Origin of the sequence: Amycolatopsis sp. NPDC059657 (assembly GCF_042734395.1) — a bacterium.
GTDB lineage: Bacteria > Actinomycetota > Actinomycetes > Mycobacteriales > Pseudonocardiaceae > Amycolatopsis.
The window spans coordinates 49,155-71,616 of the sequence record NZ_JBHWEB010000039.1 but is presented as its reverse complement, the minus strand read 5'-3'; the positions used below and the strand labels follow the sequence as shown (position 1 = coordinate 71,616).

Sequence of the window (22,462 nt, the reverse complement as noted above, 5' to 3'; positions counted from 1 at the left end):
TCGTGAGTGGTATTGCCGGTTTTAACCGGCAATACCACTCACGAGCCCTTTACCCGAGGCGCGCTTTGACCTTGCCTGCCGCGGCGATGGACTCCGCCGGGGACTCGCCGGTCAGCGGAAGCAGTATCACGGATTCGCTCCCGGCTTCGTGCAGCTGACGGACCCGTTCGGCACAAGCGTCGAGCGTGCCGGAAACGCTGAGCTGGTCTATCCACTCAGGACGGAGCCGCGACGCCACGTCTTCGCCGCTTTCCATGATGGCCAGCAGTTCTTCTCCGAACGGCATGGGCTGGACGTGCGGCGCCGAGTTGACGCCGAGGGCGTCCGCCACGTCCGCGCGGACGCGCTCGCGTGCCCGCGCGGGGTCCTCGTCGAGCGCGAACCAGTTGTACGTGGTGATGGCGTTGCCGGTGATTTCGCGGGTCGCGCGGATGTACTCCGGCGCGGCGGGTTCCGCGAGGATCGTCCCGTCGGCCTTCCGGCCGGACACCGCGAGCGACTTCGGGCCGCGCACGCCCGCGAGCAGTGGCGGCACCACCGGAGGCTGGTGCTCCAGCTCGACCTCGTCGAGCCGGACGTGCTTGCCTTCCACCGAAACGCGTTCGCCAGACAGCAGCCGCTTGATGACGTCCAGCGTCTCTTCCAGCGCGGCCAACGGCGACTTCGGGTACGCGCCGATCTGCCGCATCCAGGCCGGGACGCCGTGTCCGAACGCGACGGTCAGCCTGCCGGGATAGAGCCCGGCCAGTGTGGCGATCTCCATCGCGGCGATCGCCGGGTTGCGGGCGACCGTGGGCAGCACGCCGATACCGACGGTGATCGTTTCGGTCACCGCCAGCACGGTCGCGGCGGTGGCGATGCCGCCGGTGTAGAAGCAGTCCTCGACGATCCATACCTCGTCGAGCCCGGCTTGGTCGGCCTGGCGTGCCAGGTCCTTGATATCGCCGGGTGCCACTTCACGGTTGATCCTGGTGCCGACACGCATGTCGTCGCCTCCTCCTGGGTCATACCCCTACCCTGCGCAGCACCTGCAGCAGGTATTCCTTGCGGTTGAGCGGATTCTGGTCGGTTCGTGGCCGCTCGGGCACCTCGCCGGTCACCGGCTGATAGCGCTCGAACGCGGACTCCAGCACGCCCTCACCCCGCGTCAGCGACGGCAGCCGTTGCTGCAGCTCGTGCACCTTGGCCGCCGGGATCTCGCCCTCCAGCAGTGACGACGCCCCGAGATTCAGCGGGACGGCGCGTAGCTTGGCCAGCACCGACGCGACCGCGCCGACCGTGTCGGCAGGCAGTTCGAGACGGAACCGGTGCATCGGCTCGTACACCGTGGTCCCCGCCTCCTTCAGCGCGTCCATCAGCACCAAGGGCGTGAGGTTGCGGAAGTCCCCTGCGGTGCTCGACATGGTCTTGTCGAACGTACCGTGTGAGTGGCTTTGCCGCGCCCAGTAACCGGAATGCGTCATGGTCACCACACAGTCGGTCACCCGCCAGCCGTGCAACCCTTGCCGCAGCGTCTCTTTGACGGTTTCGTCGACCGCCTTGACGAACGAGTACGGCATCGAGCCGAGCTCGACCTCCAGCCGGAAGTCGATGCCTGCCCCGATCGGCGCCGGGTCGACCCGCAGGCCGACGGTGGCGAGGAACGGGTTCGGGTCCTTGTCGATGATCTCGAAGGCCGTGCCGGAGCCGCGTGGGCGTTCGACACAGATCGTGGTCGTCTCGCGGAAGGTCACCTCGACGCCGAACTCGTCGGCCAGCGTGGCCTGGATGACCTCCTTCTGCACCTCGCCGTAGAGCGAAACCGAGATCTCCTGCCTGATCTCGTCCTGCCGGAGGTCGATCAGCGGGTCCTGCTCGGCCAGCCGGGTCAACGCGGGATGCAACGCGGCCTTGTCCGCGGGCCGCACTGGGACGACGACCGTCTCCAGCGTCGGTGGCGCGAAGTGATGCCGCCCGGCGCCCGCGCGCGGCTTGCCGATGGCGTCGCCGATGCGCACTTCGGTGAGACCCCAGAGTTTGCCGATCTGCCCGGCGGTCACCTGCGCGCTTCGCACGGCCGAGCCGCGGTCGAAGACGCTGATCGCGGTGACCTTCTGGTCGGATGGCAGGCGATCCCTGGTTCGCACTGTCCCGGAGAACATCCGGACGTATGCGATCTTCTCGCCTGCCGGTCCGCGTTCGACCTTGAACACGGTGCCGGAAACCGGACCGTCCACATCGGACTCGGCGGCGGGCAGCAGTCGCTGGACACCGGTGATCAGCTCGGGGACTCCGGCGCCGGTGATCGCCGAGCCGAAGAACACGGGATAGGCGAGCGACTGCTTCGCCTGAGCCTCGAATTCCTTGCGCAGTAGGGATTGTGAGACCTTGTCGCCGAGATACGCGGTCAGGAAAGCGTCGTTGTTCTCGGCAAGCACGTCCGCGTCCGGTGCGTCGTTCCGGAGTGCGGCTGGGGTGAGTTTGGCGGCGATCTCACGCAGCACGCGCTCGGGATCGGCGCCGCGACGGTCGGTCTTGTTCACGAAGATGAGTGTGGGGATGCGCAGCCGCAGCAGTGTCCGCATCAGCACGCGGGTCTGCGCCTGGACGCCCTCGACGGCGGAGACCACCAGCACGGCCCCGTCGAGCACGCTGAGCACCCGCTCCACCTCGGCGATGAAGTCCGGGTGGCCGGGTGTGTCGATCAGGTTGACCGTGACCTCGTCCACGACGAACGAGACCACGGCGGCTTTGATGGTGATGCCGCGCCTGCGTTCCAGCGCGAGCGAATCGGTCTGGGTGCTGCCGTCGTCGACGCTGCCGATCTCGTCGATGACACCGGCGGTGTGCAGCAACCGCTCGGTCAGGCTGGTCTTACCGGCGTCGACATGTGCCAATATGCCTAAGTTCAAGATGTGCACGAAGAGTCATGTCCTCGGGGTAGACGGTGATCACCACTGGGTTGGACATGGTTGTTCCGCGCATGACGACTCCTTCGAAAGGCCTGACGGCCGACTACAGCAGCCGAGCGGGCCGGCGCGCAACCGATTTATCGGTTCCGGTGATCGGTACGGCCGCGTTGGCGGATTGACATTAGTAAAGATTCCTTCTTTACTCGGTGGGGTGAACCACTTGGGGCGTAGGAGTTTTCTGCTCGGTTCGGCCGGAGTCGCCGGTGCGGCGGCGCTACCCGGCACCGCGTCGGCCGCCGAAGAAGGTGGTGGCGGCACGCAGGTGATGGCCAACGCCGTCGGCTACGAATCGACGGGCCCCAAGCGGGTGATCTTCGCGAGCCAGAGTCAGTGGTCTGGACCTGGCGGGTTCCGGTTGGTCGACAACCTGACCGGCGCGGTCGTGTTCCGCGGCCAGACCAAGCCTGCGGTCACGGTCGAGGACTGGCGCAAGGACCAGTTCCCCGAGGTGCCCGATTTCTACCGGGTCGGGGACTTCTCGTCGTTCACCAAGCCTGGCGAGTACGTGGTGGTCGCCGAGAACGGCGGCAGCTCGTGGCCGTTCCGCATCGAGCAGAACCTGCTGGAGCGGTTCACGCTGCCCGCGGTCGTGCACTTCTTCAAGGAATCCCGCAGCTCCGGTCAGTTCGACAAGGCCGATCGGAGCCTCGCGGTCGGCACCACCGGTCAGCGCTGGGACGCGCACGGTGGCTGGTACGACGCCGCCGCCGACTGGGGCAAGCACTTCACCCAGCTGTCCGGGCTCTCGTACTTCAACACGCTGTCGATCCCGCTGACCGCCTGGGTGCTGCTCGCCGCGCACGGGAACCTGGACCGGCGCAAGGACACCAACTTCGTCTCGCTCACCACCTGGCTGCTCGACGAGGCGTTCTTCGGCGCCGACTACCTCGTACGCACGCATGTGCCCGGCAAGTCCTTCTACAGCGGCGTTTCGCAGCCGGAGGACGACAATCTCGACGTCGATCCGACACTGCGCAAGCTCAACACCAAGCAGGTCAACTACCGCGAAGGCGGCGGCGCCGCGATCGCGGCGCTGGCGCGGGCGAGCACCTACGGCGTGAGCGGTGAGTACGCGCCTGCCGAGTACCTGGCCGCGGCGAAGGACGCGTTCGCGTTCCTGCAGGCCAACAACACGGACATGACCAACGACAAGAAAGAGAACATCCAGGACGACTACAACGCGCTGCTCGCCGCGACCGAGCTGTTCAAGGCCACCAAGGACGCCCAGTACCAGCAGGCGGCCGACGCACGCGCCACGAGCCTGACGAGCAGGCTCGCCAGCTGGCAGAAGTACCGTGACTACTGGCGGGCCGACGCGGTCGACCGGCCGTACTTCCACCCGTCGGACGCCGGGTTGCCGGTGGTCAGCTTGCTGTCCTATGTGGACACCGCGGGTGATGCCGTCAAGGCGCAGGTGCTCACCGTGGTGCGCAAGTCGCTGGAGTTCGAGCTCGCGGTCACCGCCGAGGTGCCCAACCCGTTCGGTTACGCACGGCAGCTGATCCAGGGCCGGGAGGGCAACCGCTACACCGGCTTCTTTATGCCGCACGACATCGCGCCGCGCTCGGATGACATCTGGTGGCAGGGTGAGAACGCCCGGATCGCGTCGCTCGCGTCCGCGGCCCGGCACGCCGCGCGGTACTTCGACGACGCCTTCGCCGCCAGGCTGCGCGCCTACGCGCAGGATCAGCTCAACTGGATCCTCGGCGTCAACCCGTACGCGACCTGCATGCTTGAAGGACCTGGCCGCAGCGTGCCGCTCTACCTGGAGTACGCGAACAACGATCCGGCAGGGTCGTGGCGGTGGCTGCGGTGGCCGGGCGGCATCGTCAACGGGATCACCGGCAAGGGTGAGGACGGGCGCGGGCTGCAGTGGGATCCTGGCCGGGCGGCCACCGGGCCGAACACGGACTGGCGCTGGCTGGAGCAGTGGCTGCCGCATGCCACCTGGTATCTGCACGCGGTGACCGCTCGTATTTGACAGACTCCTATTGTTCCGCGAATGCCGGTATTGACAAACATGCCGAATAACGTGCATGTTGTTTTGTCGGCTATCGCAGGTTCGAGGAGCCCGGATGTCAGGCAACGATGCTCGGATAACCGCGGAAAATCTCGCCAAACAGCGGCTGGACATTGTCCGCGCGCACCTGGAATCAGCAGGTTATCGGCCAGGTTGTACCGGCTTTCCCGACGAACGCGCTGAAAACGTGCATTACCATGTCGCGGAAGACGCGGTGGTCGCGGAATTCGACTTGCTGGGAACCGCGACCGGCAAGAATTTCACGGTCCGGTCGGCCGCCTGTTTCGTTTTCGAAGCGGGCGGTGACCGTATCGTCGGAGAGCGGCGGTATTTCGACCGCGTTTCCTACTTCGAGCAGCTGGGGCTGCTCACCGGCTGACGCCGCACACCGGTGGACGGCGTCAGCCGTGCGGGTCAGCCGCGGCCGGGCTGGGTGTTGCCGGCGGGCAGTGCCTTGCCGGCGGCGTCGAACGCCTTCAGGCCGGCGGGCTCGGTGATCTTGTCGAACCAGAAGACGACGATGCCCGAGTCTTCGCTCCACTTGGCCGTGTGTGCCTCGACGGTCTTGCCGCCCACCTTGGCGGTGATCTTCGCGGCCGGGCCTGAGTAGTAGCCGAAGGCGAGGTTCTTGGCGTCCGCACTGTTACCGACGGTGACGCCGTGGAAGCCCGGCGCCTTGTCGGATCCGTTGAACTCATTGGTGACGATGTCGGCGGAGATCTTGCCGTCCGGGCCGCGGTGGCCCTGCATGATGCCGAAGTGCGTGTCCGGCAGCGACGGCTCGTTCACCGCGACCGCGTAGAACACGACCTCACCCTTCGCGTCCTTGATGCCGGTCGGGATGACGGCGCCGACCGGCTTGCTCTCCGGAGCCTGGGGCGCGGCGGCCGGTGCGGCCGCCCGGTCGGTGACCACCTTCTGACCGATGCCGCCGTCGGTGGCGGCCGTTCCGGACACGCTGGCGGGCTTGTCCGCGGCGTTGGCGGTGAGCACGCCGGTGACCGCGATGGCACCGCAGGCGACGACCGCACCGGCGGCCATCAGGATACGGCGGGTCAAGCGGGTGTTCGACTGCATTGATCACTCCCTGTTCAGGTGATTGAAGATCATCCGCAGGGAAAGACGTCCGGGATGCACTCAAAAGTTGTCGTCGCGGCACGCAACCTTTCGAGCTGCTCGCTCGTCGTTAGTGATCATGGCCAGGAGTGATGACGAGTTCGTGGAGTTCATGCAGGCGTGTTCCTCGCGCCTGCTGCACGCCGCGTACCTGCTCACGGGCAATCGGCATGCCGCGGAGGACGCCGCGCAGACGGCACTGGCCAAGACGTACGCGACGTGGACAAAAGTCCGCCGCAAGGACGCCTACGCGTACACGCGGACAATCCTTGTCAATCACGTCATCGACAAATGGCGCCGCCCACTGCGCGAGCATCCCTCCGACGAGGTGCCGGAGCGCGCGGTCGACGCCGACGTCGATTCGGCCATCGTCCAGCGGGAATGGCTGATGGAGAAGCTCAACGAGCTGACCGGCCGTGAGCGCGCGGTGGTGGTGCTCCGGCATTACTTCGACCTGCCGGAGGCCGAGGTCGCCCGCGAACTCAAGGTGTCCGTCGGCACGGTGAAGAGCACCAACTCGCGGGCGCTGGCCAAGCTACGGATATCGATCGACCCCGCGACACTGATCGGGGGAGGAGGACGATGAACGACCTCGAAGCACTGCGCACCGCGTTGAACGAGGCCCCGCCGGAGGGCCTGTCACTCGACACCTCAGCCATCCTCGCCGATGGCAAACGTTTGCGTCGCCGTCGCCAGCTGCTCAACGGCACCGGCGTGGTGGGTGTCGCGGCCGTGGTCGCCGCCGTCGCGCTCGGCTCCGGCATGCTCCGCGCCGTCCCGCCGGTTGTCCAGGCGCCGATCGCGGCCCCGTCGACCAGCCTCAGCGCCGAGCCGCAGAGCCGTGCGCCCTACGGCGACGTGATCCCGACCGGCCTGAAGGCCGAGGGTGGTGAGCTGGTGTATTACGCCGTGCGGGTCGACGAGCCGCAGGCGCTGCCCGAGACGCATTTCGGCGTGATGACCGGCATTCGCACGCCGGACGGGAAGCTCAAGGAGCTCATGGTGCTCAACGAGACCAAGGGCCCCGATCGCAAACCCGGCTTCCGCGAGCTCGATGGTGGTGAGCAGATCCAGGGCCAGTTCATCCCCGTGTTCGGCTACTTCGTCGGCCCGGTCGCGGAGATCACCACGACCGCGCACGGCATGCAGGTCCACGCGAGCCTGGCCAAGTGGAGTGTCGACCCGTCGGTCACCGTGTTCTGGTTCGATCCGCTGCTGGTCGACTCGTACAACGTGCTCAGCCCGCCGTACGCCTACGACGCCGCCGGTAACAAACTGTCCAGTTGAGCTGTTCGTGTGAGCGCGGACACACTAACGTGGCCGGATGTCGCTCAGCGAGGTTCGCGCCGCGGAGATCGTCGCCGAACATGACGAGGAACGACCCGCCAGGCGGCTGACCGGGCGGACCGACCGGCTCGTCTGGCTGGTCGCGCTCGTGGTCGCGCTGCTGGTGCTCAAGCAGGTGTTCTTCCCGTTCAGCAAGGGAAATCAGTTCTACCTGGTGATCTTCCTCGGCTGCACGCTGCCGCTGGTGTTCGTCTGCTACCGGCCGCTGTTGCGCAAATCGGGTGACAATCCCGGCTATCTCGACTGGGCGCTCGCGGCCGCCGCGCTGTTCGTCGGGCTCTATCCGGTGCTCGGCGGGTACGACGCGTTCCTCAACCGTCAGGGCACTTTGTCCACAATGGACATAGTTGCGGGCGCGCTGCTGCTGTTACTCGTGTTGGAGGCGACCAGGCGGACCACGGGCATCGTGCTGCCGATCGTCTGCGCAGGCTTCCTCGCCTACGCCTACTACGGCGGATTCCTGCCCCAGAACTGGGGAATCGCGCACGCGGGCGTCGACTTCAGCCAGATCATCAACGCGCTGTACAACGACGCGACCGGGTTCTTCGGGACGCCACTCGATGTCGCGGCGAGCTACATCGTGCTGTTCACCATCTACGGCGCGGTGCTGAACGCGTCGGGCGCCGGGAAGTTCTTCGTCGACATCTCGTTCGCCGCCTTCAAACGCTCGCGGACCGCGCCGGGACGGACGACCGTGCTGTCCGGGTTCCTGCTCGGCACGGTCTCTGGCTCCGGCACCGCGACCGCGGTCAGCCTGGGTGCGATCACCTGGCCGATCCTTCGTAAAGCGGGCTACCCCAAGGAGAACGCGGGCGGCCTGCTGGCCGCGTCCGGTATCGGCGCGATCCTTTCGCCGCCGACGCTCGGCGCCGCCGCGTTCATCATCGCCGAGTATTTGCAGACCTCGTACCTGACCGTGCTGATCTGGGCGACCATCCCGACGCTGCTGTACTACCTCGGGATCGTGTTCGCGGTCGAGGCCGACGCGAGGCGGTTCGGCGCGAAGGCCGTCGACCTGCCTGCCGAGAACGCGCGGAAACTGTTGCTGCGCGGCGGTTATCACTTCCTCTCGCTCGGGATCATCGTGGTGTTCCTGGCGCTGGACATCCCGCCGTTCGCCGCCGTGGTCTACGCGACGGGCGTGGCGGCGGTGTTCACACTGATCGCGCGGCTGACATCCGGCGAAGGTTTCAAGAGCTGGGTCATGGACATGCTCGACGCGTTGTCGGCGGGCGTGCGAGGCGCGCTGCCGGTGATCGCGGTGTGCGCCGCGGCGGGCGTGATCACCTCGACGATCACCAAGACCGGGCTCGGCCAGGAGCTGGCCAACGCGCTGGTCGAACTCGCCCGCGCGGTCGCCGACAACGCGACCGTGGTGCTGGTGCTCACCGTGGTGCTGTCCGCGATCGCGGTCGGCGTGCTCGGACTGGCGGTGCCGGTGACGGCGTCGTTCATCATCGCCTGGGTGGTGATCGGCCCGGCGCTGGCCGGCGTCGGCGTAGACGGGCCCGAGCGGGCGATGTTCATCTTCTACTACGCGGTGCTGTCCGAGGTCACGCCGCCGACCGCGCTGGCCGCGGTGGCGAGCGCCGCGATCACCGGCGGCTCGGTCCTCAAGACGATGTGGCAGTGCTGGAAGTACACGCTGCCCGCGTTCCTGGTGCCGATCGCATTCGTGCTGACGGACAACGGCGCCGCGCTGCTGTTGCAGGCGAAACCGGTGACGGTGCTGTGGGTGACGGCCGTGTCGGCGCTCGCGGTCGGCGCGCTCGGCGTGGTCACCGGCGGCTGGTTCTTCGGGCCGGTGCGCCTGCCCGTGCGGGTGGTGTTCGTGCCCGCCGCGTTGTGCCTGCTCTACCTGGAGCCGGTCCCGGTGTTCGTGGGGCTTGGTTTCTGCCTGCTGGGAGTGGCTCTGCAGGTCTTTTTCCGGATGACTGAAGGAGAAGCGGATGCGAGCGAGGGCGTTACTGGTGATCGCGATGCTGGCGGTGGCGGGCTGCGGCGGGAAACAGGTGACGCAGGCGGGTGACGGCGCCGGCTGCGAGGCGGCCGACGGGCGCATCACCATCGCCACCGGCAACAGCGGCGGCGTCTACTACGTGCTCGGCGGCGGCCTCGCCCAGCTGATCAGCGGCAACACCAAGCTGAAGGCCACGGCGGCGGAGACCGGCGCCTCGGTGCAGAACATCCAGCAACTGGTCAACAAGGACTACGACATCGCGTTCTCCCAGGGCGACACGGCGACCGACGCGGTCAACGGAACCGGCCCGTTCGAGGGCAAACCCCAGAAGATCCAGGCACTCGCCCGCATCTACCCCAACTCGACGCACGTGCTCGTGCGTTCCGACGCGGGCATCAACACGGTCGCCGACTTGCGCGGCAAGCGCGTCTCAACGGGCTCGCCGAAGTCCGGCACCGAGGTCGTCGCGAATCGCCTGCTCCAGGCTGCAGGCTTGAACCCGGAGACGGACGTGCAAGCCCAGCGTCTCGACCTGGCGAAGACGTCCGACGGCATGAAGTCGGGGACGCTCGACGCGCTCGTCTGGGTCGGTGGCCTGCCGACCGCGCAGATCACGGACATCACGACGTCGATGAAGGGCAAGGTCAAGCTGCTCGACCTGAGTGCTTTGGTCGAGCCGCTGAAGAAGGTCAACCCCGGCTACGGCCCCGGCCTGATCCCGGCCGCGTCGTATGGTCTCGGCGCGGATGTCCCGACGTTCGTGGTGCCGAACATGCTCCTGGTCCGCGAGGACTTCCCTGCCGCAAACGCTTGCGCGATCACCAAGCTGATCTTCGACAAGCGCGCTGACCTGGAGAAGGTCCATCCGGCCGCCAAGCAGATCGACAAGATGACCGCCCGCCAGACGGACCCGGTTCCCCTGCACGCCGGCGCCAACCAGGCTCTGGGGTCGTGAGCGTTGCGGGCGGTTAGAACCGCCCGCCCGTCGCCCACCACCACCCTCAACGGAGGCGCTGCGCGCCGCTGTGCCTATTCGAACGCTCACGAGTCCTTGGCCTGCGGAAGCTTCCGGGGGCGCTTGCTCGGCTTGGCCGAAGGCGGTGGCACGACCGGCCCGATGTCGCCGTCCGGGGCTTCGTCGAGGTCGACCATGACCGGGGCGTGGTCACTGGGCCCGGTGCCCTTGCGCGCCTGCCGGTCGATCCAGGCGGCCTTGACCCGCCCGGCGACCGGCGTCGAAGCGAGCACCAGGTCGATCCGCATGCCCAGGTCCTGGTGGAACATGCCCGCCCGGTAATCCCAGTAGCTGAAGATCCGCTTGTCAGGCCACCGATCGCGCACGACATCGTGCAGCCCGAGCGACAACAGCGACGTCAGCGCCGCGCGTTCAGGCTCGGTTACGTGCGTCTGGCCGACATAAGCCGCGGGGTCGAAGACGTCCGCGTCGGCGGGCGCGATGTTCATGTCGCCGCAGACGAGCGCGTCGGCCGGGCCTGCGGCGACGACCTCGTTCAGCTTGGCGAGCCAGGCGAGCTTGTACTGGTAGTGCTCGGAATCCGGCTCGCGCCCGTTCGGCACGTACAGCGAGTGCACGCGAATCCCGCCGCAGGTCGCGGCCACCGCGCGGGCCTCCTGATGGGGGAACCCGGGTGCGCCGCCGATGCCGGTCACGACGTCTTCGAGGCCCACCTTGGACAGGATCGCGACCCCGTTCCACTGCACCTCGCCGCTCAGCGCGACCTCGTACCCGCGCTGGGCCAGCTCGGCGCCGAGCAGCGCGAGGAAGGCGTCGTCGACGAGTTTGGTCTCTTGCAGGCAGACGACGTCCGGCTGCCGTTCGTCCAGCCACGGCAGGAGCCGGGGCACCCGCTGCTTGACCGAGTTCACGTTCCAGGTCGCTACACGCATCAGCCCACGGTAGCCCGGCGGGTGGGTGCGAGGGAGGCTCGCACCCACCCGGGCAAGGTCAATCCTGCTCGACCTTGATTTCGATCTGCTTGTCCTTCAGCGACTCGGTATACGGCATCGACAGCTCGAGGATGCCTTTGACATACCTGGCGCTGATCTGCGAAGCGTCGGCACCCGGCGGCAGCGAGACGTTCCGCGTGAACGAGCCGTAGTGGAACTCACTGCGCCCGCTCGAGACCGCACGCGCCTCCCGCTGTGCGTTGATGGTCAGCACGCCGCCGTGCGAGGTCACCGTGATCTGCTTTTCAGCGTCGAAGCCCGGCAGCTCCGCGCGTACCACGTACTTTCCGTCCTCTGTGGACTCCTCGATTCGTACCATGTTGGGATCACTGAACGGCCACGTGTGCTCCAGCCACGAGGTCAGGGTGGGAAATGCCGTCCGCGGACTGGGAAACAGCGAGGTCATGCCAGCTCTCTTTCGTCGCGGTTTGCATTGCACCCCAATGAAACCGCGACCTCCCGGCCCCGCGATGCGGCCGGATTACCCGAAAAACGGGGACCAAGGTCACCAGTTTTCCGTGTGTCAGAAGGCCGTGTGGGTGACCCAATGGCCGAGCAGCGCGCGATCGCCCGTCACCCCGGCGACCGGCACCCGCCCGGTGAACATCAGCAGAAGATCCAGCACCGGCCCGGAAACGGTGACATCGGCGTCCTCGGATGACGGTTCCCAGCGCACGCCGCCCGGCGTGCGGGTGACGCGCCAGCCGTCCAGGCCGGGCTCGTCGGGCCGCCACAACAAGGTCTGGCCAGTCCCGCGCAATTCGGCCACCTCCGGCTTGAGCTTTTCGGCGCCGGGGTAGGAGATCAGCTGCAGGCCTTCGGTGATGACGTCGGCCGCGTGGTCGGGGTCGAGCTGGTAGTCGACGCCCGCGGTCAACGCCGAGTCCGCGTGGTGCACGGTCGTGTCGTTCAGCAGCCGCCGCAGCCAGAAGATCGCGGGGCCCTCGGCCGCGACGATCCAGACCTTGGTCTGCGGGCCGACCGCCTGTACCGCGTCGATGAGCAGGGTTGCCCCGATGCGCAGCCATTCGGGCCAATTTCCGGGCGGCCCGGGGGTCGCTTCGCTCGGGTCGGGCAGTGGAACGCGGCAGTCGGTGCGGATGATCTCGGCCGCCCAGCGGTGGGCGTGGCCGACGTGCACGACCAGGTCGCGGACCTGCCACTTCGGGCACGTGGGCACTCGCATGGCCGGGTCGAGCCCGTCGATGTTCGCGGCCAGCCCTGCCGTTTGCTCGCGCAGGCGCCTGGCCAGCAGGTCGAAGTCGAGGCCCAGCATTGAGGTTCCCCTTTCACCCGATGTTGGCCGTACCGTAGGAACTCCAGTCGGGTGGAGGTTCTAGTGACTGTGACGCAGGACACGCTTGGCATCGGTGAGCTGGCCGAGCTGACCGGGGTCTCCGTGCGCACGATCCGCTTCTACTGCGACGAGGGCATCCTCGAATCGCGACGCAGCGCCGGCGGGCATCGCCGGTTCGATCCGACGGCCGTCGAGCAGTTGAGCCTGGTCAGGCGGCTGCGCAGGCTGGGGCTCGACTTGACGGCGATCACGGCTGTGCTGCTCGGCGAGCGGTCCATGGACGAGGCGATCGCCGCCACGCGGGCGGCGCTCGACGTCGAGTTCGAGGCGCTGGCTTGGCGGCGTGCGTCGCTGAGCGCGATCGAGCAGGCGAATCCCGCCGAGCGGGCCGCGCGGGTGGATCTGCTCGCCAGGGTCGTCAACGGCCGGGCCGCGCACGGCGCCATCGTCGCGTTCTGGCGTGGCCTCATCCTGGCACCGGTCCGGGAGTCGCTGGCGGAGAAGTTCATCGTCTCCAACGCGCCGGAACCGCCCGCCGCGCCGACACCTGGCCAGGTCGTCGCGTACGCCGAAATGGCGACCCTGGTCGCCGACCGCTCGCTCAGCGAACGCCTGATCGCCCGATCACGCGTCAACGTCGAACAGGTGCGTGACGAGGAAGGCCTGTGGGACGGGCTCGCCGAAGCGGGCGGCGCCGCCTACCCGCTGATTCTGGCCGGGCAGAAGCCGGAACCCGGGAAGGCGCTCGACCTCTTCGTCGACGCGCACGCGTCCGCACGCGGCCGCCGCGATACCCCGGAATTCCGGCGTGAGCTGCTGCTGAGTGTCGACGCCGACCGTGATCCCCGGCTGGGCCGCTACTGGCGGCTCTCCCAGGAGGTGACCGGGGCCGCGGTCCCGGTCGGCGTGCTGCTCTGCTGGCTGATCGACGCGCTCGGCGAGTCCGTCAGCGCTTGTGGATGAAGTAGGCCTTGTCGCCGCCGATCGTGCCGAGCTGCAGCGTGATGTCGCCCGTGCCGTCGACGAAACCGACCTTGAACGCGAGTTCCTTGCCGGGTAACACATCCTGGCTCGGCGTGCCGTTGAATCCGGCCGCCGAGTCGAAAACCTGTTCCGCCGCCGCGTTTCCGGCGGTGGCCTCGATCAGCAGCATCGCGGTCCACGGCTTGTCCGAATGGTTGACCACGGTCACGTCGTAGCTCATCGCCTTGGCGTTCGGCTGGATCGCGTACTTGCCGGTGGTGAATTCCTTCGGGTTGGCGACGGTGATGTCGACATCCTTGCCGTGGAACGTATCCCCGACGTTGAGCGTCTGCGCCGCCCCGGAATCGGTGAGCCGCCCGGTGAGCTTGTCGAGTTCCTTCACCGCCGCGTTCTGCGCCATGACGGTGAACGCGATCGCCGCGACGCACAGTGCGACGCCGATCGCGGCGAGTGTCTTCTTCGTCCCGAAAAACGCGATGACGCCGAGAATGAATCCGACACCGGCGATGACGGCCGTCAGATTGTTGAAGATGATGATCGGGGAGCCGACGATTCCGACGATACCCAGAATCAGGGCCGTCCACGCCAGAGCACCGAATTTGACGGGACGTGCCTGCGCGACCGGCATGGGCGCGAGTGGTGGCATGGCGGTCATGAGCTGGGGATTCCTCTCTCCGGCAGCGAACGCGAACGCACAACTGGTCGCGCCCGGCGGCCGCGCTGTTACGGGGAAATTCGTCCGTAATCGGAAAGTCACCCGCGCTCACACTTCCGGGCGGTCCGACACGCGCCCGCGATCTTGGGTAGCCTGGCGGGGAAACGGGCCTGGGGGCGACGTGTTGTCTAGACCTTGTGAGTTCTGCTTGTGGTGACTTTCGCTGAGCTACGCGCTGCGCCGGAGGAGTTCGCGCCGGTAAGGCGCACTGCCGTGCGTGCCGGAGTGCACGCGCTGTGGATCATCGGGCTGAGTCTCGCGGTGACCGCCGGCACCGGCCGATTCGGCTTCTTTCCCGCCGATCAGGGCTTCATACTGGGGCAGGCCCGCCGGATACTGAACGGCGAGATTCCGCATTCGGACATCATTTCCGCGCGCCCGCTGGGTTCCGCGGTCATTCATATCCTTGATTTCGCTTTGCCTGGCCCGCTTTTCGTCGCGTCGGCCGTGCTGAGCATGGCCGAGATCATCATGGGCACCATCGCGCTCGCGGTGATCGTGACGAACCGCCCGCTGCTGACCTGGGGACCAGGCCGCACCGCGCTGGTCGCCGCCGCGGCCGTGCTGAACCTCAACGCGTTCCCGCTGATGGCCTGGCACACGATCGACGGCATCGCGCTGACCGCGTGCGGGGTGTGGGCGCTGCGCTCCGACTCGGTGCGCGTGCGGCGGCTCGGGCTGTTCCTGTTCGGCGTGGCCGCGCTGGTGAAGCAGAGCTTCGCGCCGGTCGTGGTCATCGCGGGCCTGTGGCTGCTGTTGCGCCCGCGTGGCAAGCGGTCGTTCGCGGACTTCTGCTGGCTGGGCGCGTTCCCGCTGGCCTACGTCGCGGTCGTCTCGCTCGGCGGCGGCTTCGGCGCGATGGTCGATCAGCTCACGACGGCCGCGCCCGCGTACGGCGAAGGCCTGCTCGGGTTCTGGCTCAACGAGATGCCGACCGCGATCAAGCCGTTGCCGTTGTTCGTCTTCGCCGCCATCGCGGCGGTCGCGGTCATGGCGCGGACCGCCTGGTCCTCGTGGCTCCTGCTGCTGACCGGCAGCACGGCCGTGGTCTGGGTCGTGGTCGACGGCGGTTTCGTCGGCCCGAACCGCTGGACGGACGCGCTGTGGTGGATCTTGGCCGTCGCCACGGTGGCGCACGGCCTGCTGCGGCGCGCGATCCCGTGGGGCGCGCTGCTCGTGCTGGGACTGGGCTTCCTGATCAGCCTCTCGTGGGGCCAGGACACGCCGACGCTGCTCGCCGGCAGCATGGCGCTGACCACGTTCTTCCTGCTGGCGGACCTGGTCACCCCGCCCGAAGGCTGGCTGCGCACGGGCACGGCCGCCTGCGTCGCCGTCTCGCTCGCCTGCGGCCTGTTCACCGTCTCGCTGCGAGACGACCTCACGTACATGGACCGCCCGCGCGCGGAACTGACGCGCGACCTCGGCGACGTGGCGCCGTCGATGCACGGCATCCGCACCAGCGAGGGCATGTACACCTACCTCGCGCAGATGCGGGACTGCATCAGCCGCTTCCCCGCGGCCAAGGTGGCCGTGCTCGCCGATAACCCGTTCGCGTACGCCGCGTTCGACCTGCGCAACCCGTTCCCGGTCGACTGGCCGCTCCCGCTGGAGATGGTCGCCGACGCGCCGCAGCGCATGATCGCCGCCGCGCATGATCTCAACCGGCAGGGTTCGTACCTGGTCCTGTTCCAGACGGTCGACCAGAAGACGCTCATGGCGGGCGGCCCGATCCCCGCCGAAGTCGGCCCTGACCAGCCCATTTACGACTACTTCGGCATCGCGGCCCACGTCAAGGCCGCGCTCACCGGCGAGACGATCACCTGCGGGAACTTCGTCGGGAAGTGGCAGAGCTGATATAACAGCACTGTTGTATTCCGGCGAGAAGGGGACTGCCGTGGCTGAGCTGTATCCGCCCATCGATCCGTACGACTCCGGAATGCTCGACGTCGGCGACGGGAACCACGTCTACTGGGAGCTCTGTGGCAACCCGGACGGCAAGCCCGCTGTCGTCGTGCACGGCGGCCCAGGCACCGGCTGCTCGGAGCGGATGCGGCAGAACTTCGACCCGGCCCGCTACCGCGTGCTGCTCTTCGACCAGCGCGGTTCCGGCCGCAGCACCCCGCACGCGAGCGACCACACCGTCGACCTGAGCGTGAACACCACCGAGCATCTGCTCGCCGACATGGAACGCCTGCGCGAGCATTTCGGCATCGATCGCTGGCTCGTGTTCGGCGGTTCCTGGGGCTCGACGCTGGGCCTCGCGTACGCCGAGCGGCACCCGGAGCGCGTCTCCGAGATGGTCATCTGCGGCGTCACCACCTCGCGCCCTGCCGAGATCGACTGGCTCTACCGCGGCGCGGGCGCGCTGTTCCCCGAGGAATGGGAACGATTCCGCGACGCCTCGGCCGCCGACGACGTGCTCAACGGTTACGTCCGCCTGATGGCCGATCCCGACCCCGAAGTCCGCGCCAAGGCCGCGGATGACTGGTGTGCCTGGGAAGACACCGTTCTCTCGTTCGAGCCGAACGGCATGCCCAAGCCATTCGGCAGCATGCCGCAGAAGCAACGCGAGGCCGTCGTCCGCATTTGCTCGCACTATTTCGCGAACGACTGCTTTCTCGAGGACGGTGCGCTGTTGCGCGAAGCCGGTCGGCTCAAGGGCATTCCGGCCGTCTTGATCCACGGCAGGCTCGACCTCAGCGGACCACTGCACACCGCTTGGGAACTGGCCAAACTCTGGCCGGAAGCCGAGCTGGCCGTGATCGAAGATTCCGGCCACACCGGAAGCGACGAAATGCGGGCCAGGACGCGCCGCGCGCTCGACGATTTCGTCAAAGCGCGTTGAGATATCTGTCGAGTTCAGCAGCGCCCGCGAGCATCGCCCGGCCCCGCGACGTGAGCCGCTCCCGCCAATCCGCGAGGGTGGCTTCCAGCGGGGCCACCCCGCCCGCTTCCCGGACCTGCTCGAGCACCGGCGCGATCTGTTCCAGCAGGTAACCCCCACGCCGCAACTGATGTACCAACCGCGCGTCGCGGACGTCGGCCGCGTCGTAGTAGCGGTAGCCGGTCTGCCGATCCCGCTGCGGCCGCACCAGCCCGGCCGCCTCCCACTTGCGGAGCGTCGCCGGACGGACGCCGAGCCTGCGCGCGAGCGGCCCGATGAACGTCGGGCCGCCACGCGCCTGCTCATCTGGCACGAGGTTCCGCAGCGCCTTGTCCACAGCGGACAGTGTCTGCCTGTCTTCTTGGAGCTGCACATGACTTTCGTCGATCAGTGCGAACGCCGTTTCGGCGTCATGGTGCGCGGCCCGCATGATCGCCGTGGCGCTCGCGTGCCCGTGACCGGGAATCAGCGCGAGAAACGCGCGAAGGGCCTGCGCGTGCCGCTCGTCGTAGATCCGATAGCCGCTCTCGGCGCGCTCGGCCGGTGGGAGGATGCCCGCGTCCTCGTAATTTCGGATGGCCTGAGTGGACAGTCGATGCTCACGGGCCAGGTCGACTGGACGCACCTTCTCCTCCATGTTGAGGGTTGAGCACCGAAATTCCCGGTGTATCTGAGGCAAGTTTCAACAGCAGGTTCAACGATACTGTAAAGGCATGTCGGTTTCATTCGTCAGATCCCTGGTCGAACACGACGGCTACCGATCGATCGCCTGCGAGAGTGACTGCTTGGCCGGGTTGAAGGTCAACACCTTCGTCGAGGACGGCGAAGGCTGGCTGATCGAGGTGACGCGGACCGGCTTCAGCCCCGGTTTCGGTGCCTCGTCCGCGAACCGTGAGCTCGTCGACTGGATGCGCGAGTACAACGAGAGCCACACTGAGAAACTCAGGTTCTACGGCTTCGCCGCGCCTGCCACGAGCCCGCGCACGGTACTCGCCGCAGTGCACGCGTACCTCGATTTACCTTGGGACGTATGCGAAATCGAGCAGGCGGGCGACGCGAGGCTGCGGCTCATCGCTGACGACTTCCTGGCCTTGGCCGCCGTCGAGTCGGCACGGCTGATCGCCACGACCTCGTACGAGCAGTGGTGGCGGGCGAGCTGGCGTGCGCGCGTGGCGGCCGGTCTGCTCCGCGAGCAGACCGATGCGATGATCGCCGCCAACCTCGAGGAGATCATGACCCGCGAGGAACGGCGTGGCCCCACTCTGCTGCTCACCCGCGGGTTCTGGTCGTGACGAATCCCGTTGGACACGGTGCCTTTCGCGTTGGTACGTTGCGATCGTGTCCAGCCCTGAGGCCGAAAGAAGCTAGCCACCGGTAGTCCGGTGGCCGACTCAGCTCCGCCATCGGATCGCCGCATCACGGGGTTTTACGCCTGGACACCAGGCTTTCTCGTCGATCCGCGATGTAGTTGTGGAGCCTGTCTATGCCTTTCGCCATTTATGTTCTCGGGCTGGCCGTGTTCGCCCAGGGAACGTCCGAATTCATGCTGTCCGGTCTAGTGCCGGACATCGCCGCCGACCTCGGCGTGACCATCCCGGCCGCAGGGGCGCTGACCTCGGCGTTCGCCGCCGGGATGATCGTCGGTGCGCCCGCGGTCGCGATGCTCAGCCTGCGCTGGCCTCGCCGCCGCGCACTGCTCACGTTTCTCATCGTCTTTCTGCTGGCGCACGTGGTCGGCGCCGGTACGGGCAGCTTCGAAATCCTGCTCGCCACCCGCGTGATCGCCGCGCTCGCCAACGCCGGTTTTCTTGCCGTCGGGCTGGCGGCGGCGACCGCCATGGTCAGCCCGCATGCCAAGGGCCGGGCCACGTCGGTACTGCTGAGCGGCGTCACCCTCGCCTGCGTCGCGGGTGTCCCACTCGGCGCGCTGGTCAGTGAAATGTGGGGCTGGCGCTCAGCTTTTTGGGGCGTGGCAGGCATTTCCGCCCCTGCCGTCATCGCCATTCTCGTCGCTGTCCCGTCGACACCCGCCGATCCGGACGCGCCGAGTGTCCGTCACGAACTGCGCGCGTTGCGTACACCGAAGCTGTTCGTGCTGGGTGCGCTGGTCAACGGCGCGACCTTCTGCACGTTCACGTACCTGGCTCCGGTGATCACCGATGTCACCGGCCTCGGCTCCGGGTGGGTTCCCGTCGCGCTGGCGGTGTTCGGCATCGGCTCGTTCGCCGGGGTCAACCTCGGCGGGAGGCTGGCGGATCGCGGGACTCCGCGTCTTCTGCCGATCGCCCTGCTGGCCGGGTGGGTGTTGCTCGCGCTCACGGCAGGCAACGCGGTCGCCGCGCTCCTGCTCGTGTTCGTGCAGGGGACGCTCTCGTTCGCGGTCGGTTCGATGCTGATCGCGCGGGTGCTCTACGCGGCGCCGGACGCGCCGACGCTGGCAGGCGGTTTCGCGACCGCGGCGCTGAATGTCGGCGCCGCGGCCGGTCCGCTGCTCGGTGGCCTAGCGCTCGGCGCCGGCTTCCGCGCGCCCTTGTGGGTCAGCGCCGCGCTGGTGCTCGGGTACCTGGTCCTCGCGCGCGAGCCGCGACGGCCACCAAACGCGGCGGCCGATGTCCACGCTGAGCGCGGGCACCAGCAGTGACCGCACGATCAGGGTATCCAGCAGCACGCCGAACGCGACGATGAACGCGAGCTGCGCGAGGAAGAGAATGGGTAGCACCGCCAGCGCGGAGAAGGTCGCCGCGAGCACCACGCCGGCCGACGTGATGACGCCGCCGGTGACGGTCAACCCGCGCAGGACACCCTCGCGCGTGCCCAGCGTCTTCGCTTTCTCGCGCACTCGTGTCATGAGGAAGATGTTGTAGTCGATCCCCAGTGCCACAAGGAAAACGAAGCCGAACAACGGTACGACGGGATCGGCGCCGGGGAAGCCGAACACCCCGTTGAACACCAGCGCGGACACCCCCATGGTGGCCGCGAACGACAGCACCACGGTGCCGATCAGCAAGAGCGGCACCAGCAGCGCGCGCAGCAGCAGCGCCAGCACCAGGAAGATCACCAGCAGCACGATCGGGATGATCAGCAGCCGGTCGTGCTCGGACGTGTCCCGCGTGTCGAGCAGCGTCGCGGTCGGCCCGCCGACCTCGGCGCCCGCTCCGTGCGCGGCGTCGCGCAACCGTTGAACGGTGGCCAGCGCGGCAGCGGAGTCCGCCGGGTCGGTGAGCACCGCGTCGAGCCTGACCAGTCCGCCGGACTCGCCTGCCCGTCGGACTTCGGCGACGCCGTCGACCTTGGCCGCCACGGTGACAGCCTGCGCCCGCGCGGCGTCGACCAGCACGATGGCGGGGGATCCGCTGCCGCCGGGGAAGTGGCGTGACAGCACTTCCTGCCCGGCAACGGAGTCGACTTCGGTGAGGAAGATGTCGGACTGGGCCGTACCCGAAGCCTTGAGCTGCGGCACGAACGCGACGCCGATCAGCAGCACCACCGTGGTGAGCACCCAAGTCGCCCTCGGCCGGTTCGCGACCAGCCTGGCGACCCGTGCCCACAGTCCGCTCGCCGCCGGGTGCGGCGAGCCGAACTTCGGGCGCAGCGGCCAGAACGACGAACGGCCCAGCAACACCAGCACGGCGGGCAGGAAGGTGACCGAGGCCAGGAACGCCGCGCCGATCCCGATCGCCGCGACCGGCCCGAGTCCCTTGTTGGAGTTGAGGTCGCTGAACAGCAGGCACAGCACAGCGAGCACCACCGTGCCCGCGGAAGCGGCGATCGGCTCGATGGTGGCGCGCCAGGCCGTACGCATGGCCTGATGGCGATCTTCGGTGTCGCGGAGTTCCTCGCGGAATCGCGAGACGAGTAACAGCGCGTAGTCGGTGGCAGCGCCGAAGACGAGAATGAAGAGGATGCCCTGGCTCTGTCCGTTGAGATCGACCACGCCGGCGTCGGCGAGCAGGTAGACGGCGAGGCTTGCCAGGCCGAGCGCGAAAACGCTGGACAGCAGCACCAAGAGCGGCAACAGCGGACTTCGGTAGACGAGGATCAGGATCAACGTCACGACCGCGCCCGCGACCAGGAGCAGCAGCCCGTCGATCCCGCCGAACGCCTCCTTCAAGTCCGCGATCTGCGCGGCGGGCCCGGTGACCAGCACGGTCAGCCCAGCGGGCGGCGAAGTCAGCCGCGCCCGGATCTCCTCGACCGCCTTACCCGGATCCATCACGGCGACGACCCGCTGCGCGGCCTGATCGTCCCGCGGCGACGGGATGACCGGCGAGGCTCCAGCCAGCTCCCGGCTCCCGAGCCAATCCCGGTCACCTTGGGTGAGCCCGGACGTGCGCTCGACGACCACGACAGCGGGCAGCCCCTTGGCGTCCCCGAACGTCCGCAGCCGCTCGGCCACCTTCGTGGCCTCGGCGGAAGCGGGCAGGAACGCGGTGCTGTCGTTGACCGCGACCTGGCTCAGCTTCCCGGCGAACGGCCCGGAAAACCCGCCGAGCGCGAGCCAGCCGACGGCGACAATGGCCGGCAACACCCAGCGGATGCGAGAGCGGGACGTCTCCACGGGAGAATGACCTCCACAGGCATATGTTTCGATGGTCGAATGGTTCGATTGCCGAAACTCTAACCGGGAGGGCGCATGGTCGACAACTCGACCTTGGTCAGGCTGCTCCGGCAGCTGACGGTCGAAACCGACCGTTTCGCCGAGCTCTTCGGCGAGAAGCAGCGGATGCACCGCACGGATCTCAACGCGCTCGCCCTGATCATGGACGCCCGCTGGACCGGCGAACCCCTGTCACCAGGCAGGCTCGCCGAGGCGATGCACATGAGCGCGTCCGCGACCACCTCGGTCCTCGACCGCCTCGAGGCATCCGGCCACGTCCAGCGCACCCGCAGCGCCCACGACCGCCGCAAGGTCGAGCTCCGCGTCCACGACAAGGCACTCGAACTCGGCCGCGCGTTCTTCACCCCGCTCGATGGGGCGTTCACGGCGGCATGGGCGGGCTTCAGCGACGAGGACAAGGCGATCATCGGCCGTTTCCTCGCGGCCAGCATCGAGGCGACCGTGTCCGTGCGCGCCGACTTAACGTGAAGGGCTCGTGAGCGTTGCGGGCGGTTTGAAGCGCCCGCAACGCTCACGACGTCGGTGCGGAGATCTCGTCCCCCAAAAACCCATCCATGGAGGGCCTCGGGAAACGGGGGTTCAGGGGGTACCCGAACCCCAAG

20 protein-coding genes and 1 pseudogene are annotated in these 22,462 nt (G+C 67.8%); 12 read left to right on the top strand and 9 right to left on the bottom strand.

What is annotated here, in order from left to right:
* Positions 1-49: 49 nt before the first annotated feature.
* Positions 50-985, bottom strand: a complete 936-nt coding sequence (locus ACFV15_RS21980; protein ID WP_378352406.1) for an LLM class flavin-dependent oxidoreductase — start codon at positions 983-985, stop codon at positions 50-52.
* 19 nt (positions 986-1,004) lie between these two features.
* Positions 1,005-2,900, bottom strand: coding sequence for a GTP-binding protein (locus ACFV15_RS21975; RefSeq protein ID WP_378352404.1), 1,896 nt, complete (start codon positions 2,898-2,900; stop codon positions 1,005-1,007).
* 211 nt (positions 2,901-3,111) lie between these two features.
* On the opposite strand from ACFV15_RS21975, the gene ACFV15_RS21970 reads away from it, so the two are divergent.
* Positions 3,112-4,932, top strand: coding sequence for a glycoside hydrolase family 9 protein (locus ACFV15_RS21970; RefSeq protein ID WP_378352402.1), 1,821 nt, complete (start codon positions 3,112-3,114; stop codon positions 4,930-4,932).
* A 94-nt stretch (positions 4,933-5,026) separates the two neighbouring features.
* Positions 5,027-5,350 (top strand): nuclear transport factor 2 family protein, encoded by a 324-nt coding sequence (locus ACFV15_RS21965; RefSeq protein ID WP_378352400.1) that lies wholly within the window; start codon positions 5,027-5,029, stop codon positions 5,348-5,350.
* Between the two features lie 35 nt (positions 5,351-5,385).
* Here ACFV15_RS21965 and ACFV15_RS21960 read toward each other — a convergent pair whose 3' ends face one another.
* The gene (locus tag ACFV15_RS21960) at positions 5,386-6,048 is read right to left on the bottom strand and encodes a hypothetical protein (protein ID WP_378352399.1); all 663 of its coding nucleotides are present in this window, start codon (positions 6,046-6,048) and stop codon (positions 5,386-5,388) included.
* A gap of 118 nt (positions 6,049-6,166) precedes the next feature.
* Between ACFV15_RS21960 and ACFV15_RS21955 the strand changes: the two genes are divergently transcribed.
* The 4 genes from ACFV15_RS21955 to ACFV15_RS21940 are packed head-to-tail and all read left to right on the top strand — an operon-like array spanning position 6,167 to position 10,349.
* Positions 6,167-6,673 carry a SigE family RNA polymerase sigma factor gene (locus ACFV15_RS21955; protein WP_378352397.1) on the top strand — a complete coding sequence of 169 codons (507 nt, stop codon included), beginning with the start codon at positions 6,167-6,169 and terminating at the stop codon, positions 6,671-6,673.
* On the top strand, positions 6,670-7,374 hold the full coding sequence (locus ACFV15_RS21950; RefSeq protein ID WP_378352396.1) for a hypothetical protein: 705 nt from the start codon (positions 6,670-6,672) through the stop codon (positions 7,372-7,374). Before ACFV15_RS21955 ends, ACFV15_RS21950 begins: the two co-directional genes overlap by 4 nt.
* A gap of 37 nt (positions 7,375-7,411) precedes the next feature.
* A complete protein-coding gene (locus tag ACFV15_RS21945) occupies positions 7,412-9,463 on the top strand; it encodes a TRAP transporter permease (RefSeq protein ID WP_378352394.1) in 2,052 nt (683 codons plus the stop codon).
* Entirely contained in the window at positions 9,384-10,349 is a 966-nt protein-coding gene (locus ACFV15_RS21940) for a TAXI family TRAP transporter solute-binding subunit (protein WP_378352392.1), read from the top strand. Before ACFV15_RS21945 ends, ACFV15_RS21940 begins: the two co-directional genes overlap by 80 nt.
* Before the next feature lie 86 nt (positions 10,350-10,435).
* On the opposite strand, the gene ACFV15_RS21935 is transcribed toward ACFV15_RS21940, so the two are convergent.
* The 3 genes from ACFV15_RS21935 to ACFV15_RS21925 all read right to left on the bottom strand — a co-directional run bounded on the left by ACFV15_RS21935 (position 10,436) and on the right by ACFV15_RS21925 (position 12,638).
* A complete protein-coding gene (locus tag ACFV15_RS21935) occupies positions 10,436-11,302 on the bottom strand; it encodes an exodeoxyribonuclease III (RefSeq protein ID WP_378352390.1) in 867 nt (288 codons plus the stop codon).
* Between the two features lie 58 nt (positions 11,303-11,360).
* On the bottom strand, positions 11,361-11,681 hold the full coding sequence (locus ACFV15_RS21930) for an Hsp20/alpha crystallin family protein (RefSeq protein ID WP_378352388.1): 321 nt from the start codon (positions 11,679-11,681) through the stop codon (positions 11,361-11,363).
* 204 nt (positions 11,682-11,885) lie between these two features.
* Positions 11,886-12,638 carry a maleylpyruvate isomerase family mycothiol-dependent enzyme gene (locus ACFV15_RS21925; RefSeq protein ID WP_378352387.1) on the bottom strand — a complete coding sequence of 251 codons (753 nt, stop codon included), beginning with the start codon at positions 12,636-12,638 and terminating at the stop codon, positions 11,886-11,888.
* Between the two features lie 63 nt (positions 12,639-12,701).
* On the opposite strand from ACFV15_RS21925, the gene ACFV15_RS21920 reads away from it, so the two are divergent.
* Positions 12,702-13,622 (top strand): MerR family transcriptional regulator, encoded by a 921-nt coding sequence (locus tag ACFV15_RS21920; protein ID WP_378352385.1) that lies wholly within the window; start codon positions 12,702-12,704, stop codon positions 13,620-13,622.
* Here the strand turns inward: ACFV15_RS21920 and ACFV15_RS21915 are convergent.
* A complete protein-coding gene (locus ACFV15_RS21915) occupies positions 13,606-14,298 on the bottom strand; it encodes a hypothetical protein (protein WP_378352384.1) in 693 nt (230 codons plus the stop codon). The two genes, ACFV15_RS21920 and ACFV15_RS21915, sit on opposite strands and share 17 nt — an antisense overlap.
* Before the next feature lie 273 nt (positions 14,299-14,571).
* Between ACFV15_RS21915 and ACFV15_RS21910 the strand changes: the two genes are divergently transcribed.
* Together ACFV15_RS21910 and pip are read left to right on the top strand one after the other, a co-directional pair.
* Positions 14,572-16,212 (top strand): hypothetical protein, encoded by a 1,641-nt coding sequence (locus ACFV15_RS21910; RefSeq protein ID WP_378352382.1) that lies wholly within the window; start codon positions 14,572-14,574, stop codon positions 16,210-16,212.
* A 40-nt stretch (positions 16,213-16,252) separates the two neighbouring features.
* Entirely contained in the window at positions 16,253-17,203 is a 951-nt protein-coding gene (pip, locus tag ACFV15_RS21905; RefSeq protein WP_378352380.1) for a prolyl aminopeptidase, read from the top strand.
* Here the strand turns inward: pip and ACFV15_RS21900 are convergent.
* Positions 17,190-17,879, bottom strand: coding sequence for a TioE family transcriptional regulator (locus tag ACFV15_RS21900; RefSeq protein ID WP_378352379.1), 690 nt, complete (start codon positions 17,877-17,879; stop codon positions 17,190-17,192). The genes pip and ACFV15_RS21900 overlap by 14 nt on opposite strands.
* A gap of 76 nt (positions 17,880-17,955) precedes the next feature.
* Between ACFV15_RS21900 and ACFV15_RS21895 the strand changes: the two genes are divergently transcribed.
* The gene (locus ACFV15_RS21895) at positions 17,956-18,534 is read left to right on the top strand and encodes an erythromycin esterase family protein (protein WP_378352377.1); all 579 of its coding nucleotides are present in this window, start codon (positions 17,956-17,958) and stop codon (positions 18,532-18,534) included.
* Positions 18,535-18,725: 191 nt separating this feature from the next.
* Entirely contained in the window at positions 18,726-19,883 is a 1,158-nt protein-coding gene (locus ACFV15_RS21890; RefSeq protein WP_378352376.1) for a Cmx/CmrA family chloramphenicol efflux MFS transporter, read from the top strand.
* Here the strand turns inward: ACFV15_RS21890 and ACFV15_RS21885 are convergent.
* Positions 19,806-21,800, bottom strand: a pseudogene (locus tag ACFV15_RS21885) (MMPL family transporter); the annotation flags it as partial. The gene ACFV15_RS21890 and the pseudogene ACFV15_RS21885 sit on opposite strands and share 78 nt — an antisense overlap.
* Before the next feature lie 75 nt (positions 21,801-21,875).
* On the opposite strand from ACFV15_RS21885, the gene ACFV15_RS21880 reads away from it, so the two are divergent.
* On the top strand, positions 21,876-22,328 hold the full coding sequence (locus tag ACFV15_RS21880; protein WP_378352374.1) for a MarR family winged helix-turn-helix transcriptional regulator: 453 nt from the start codon (positions 21,876-21,878) through the stop codon (positions 22,326-22,328).
* Positions 22,329-22,462 lie beyond the last annotated feature (134 nt).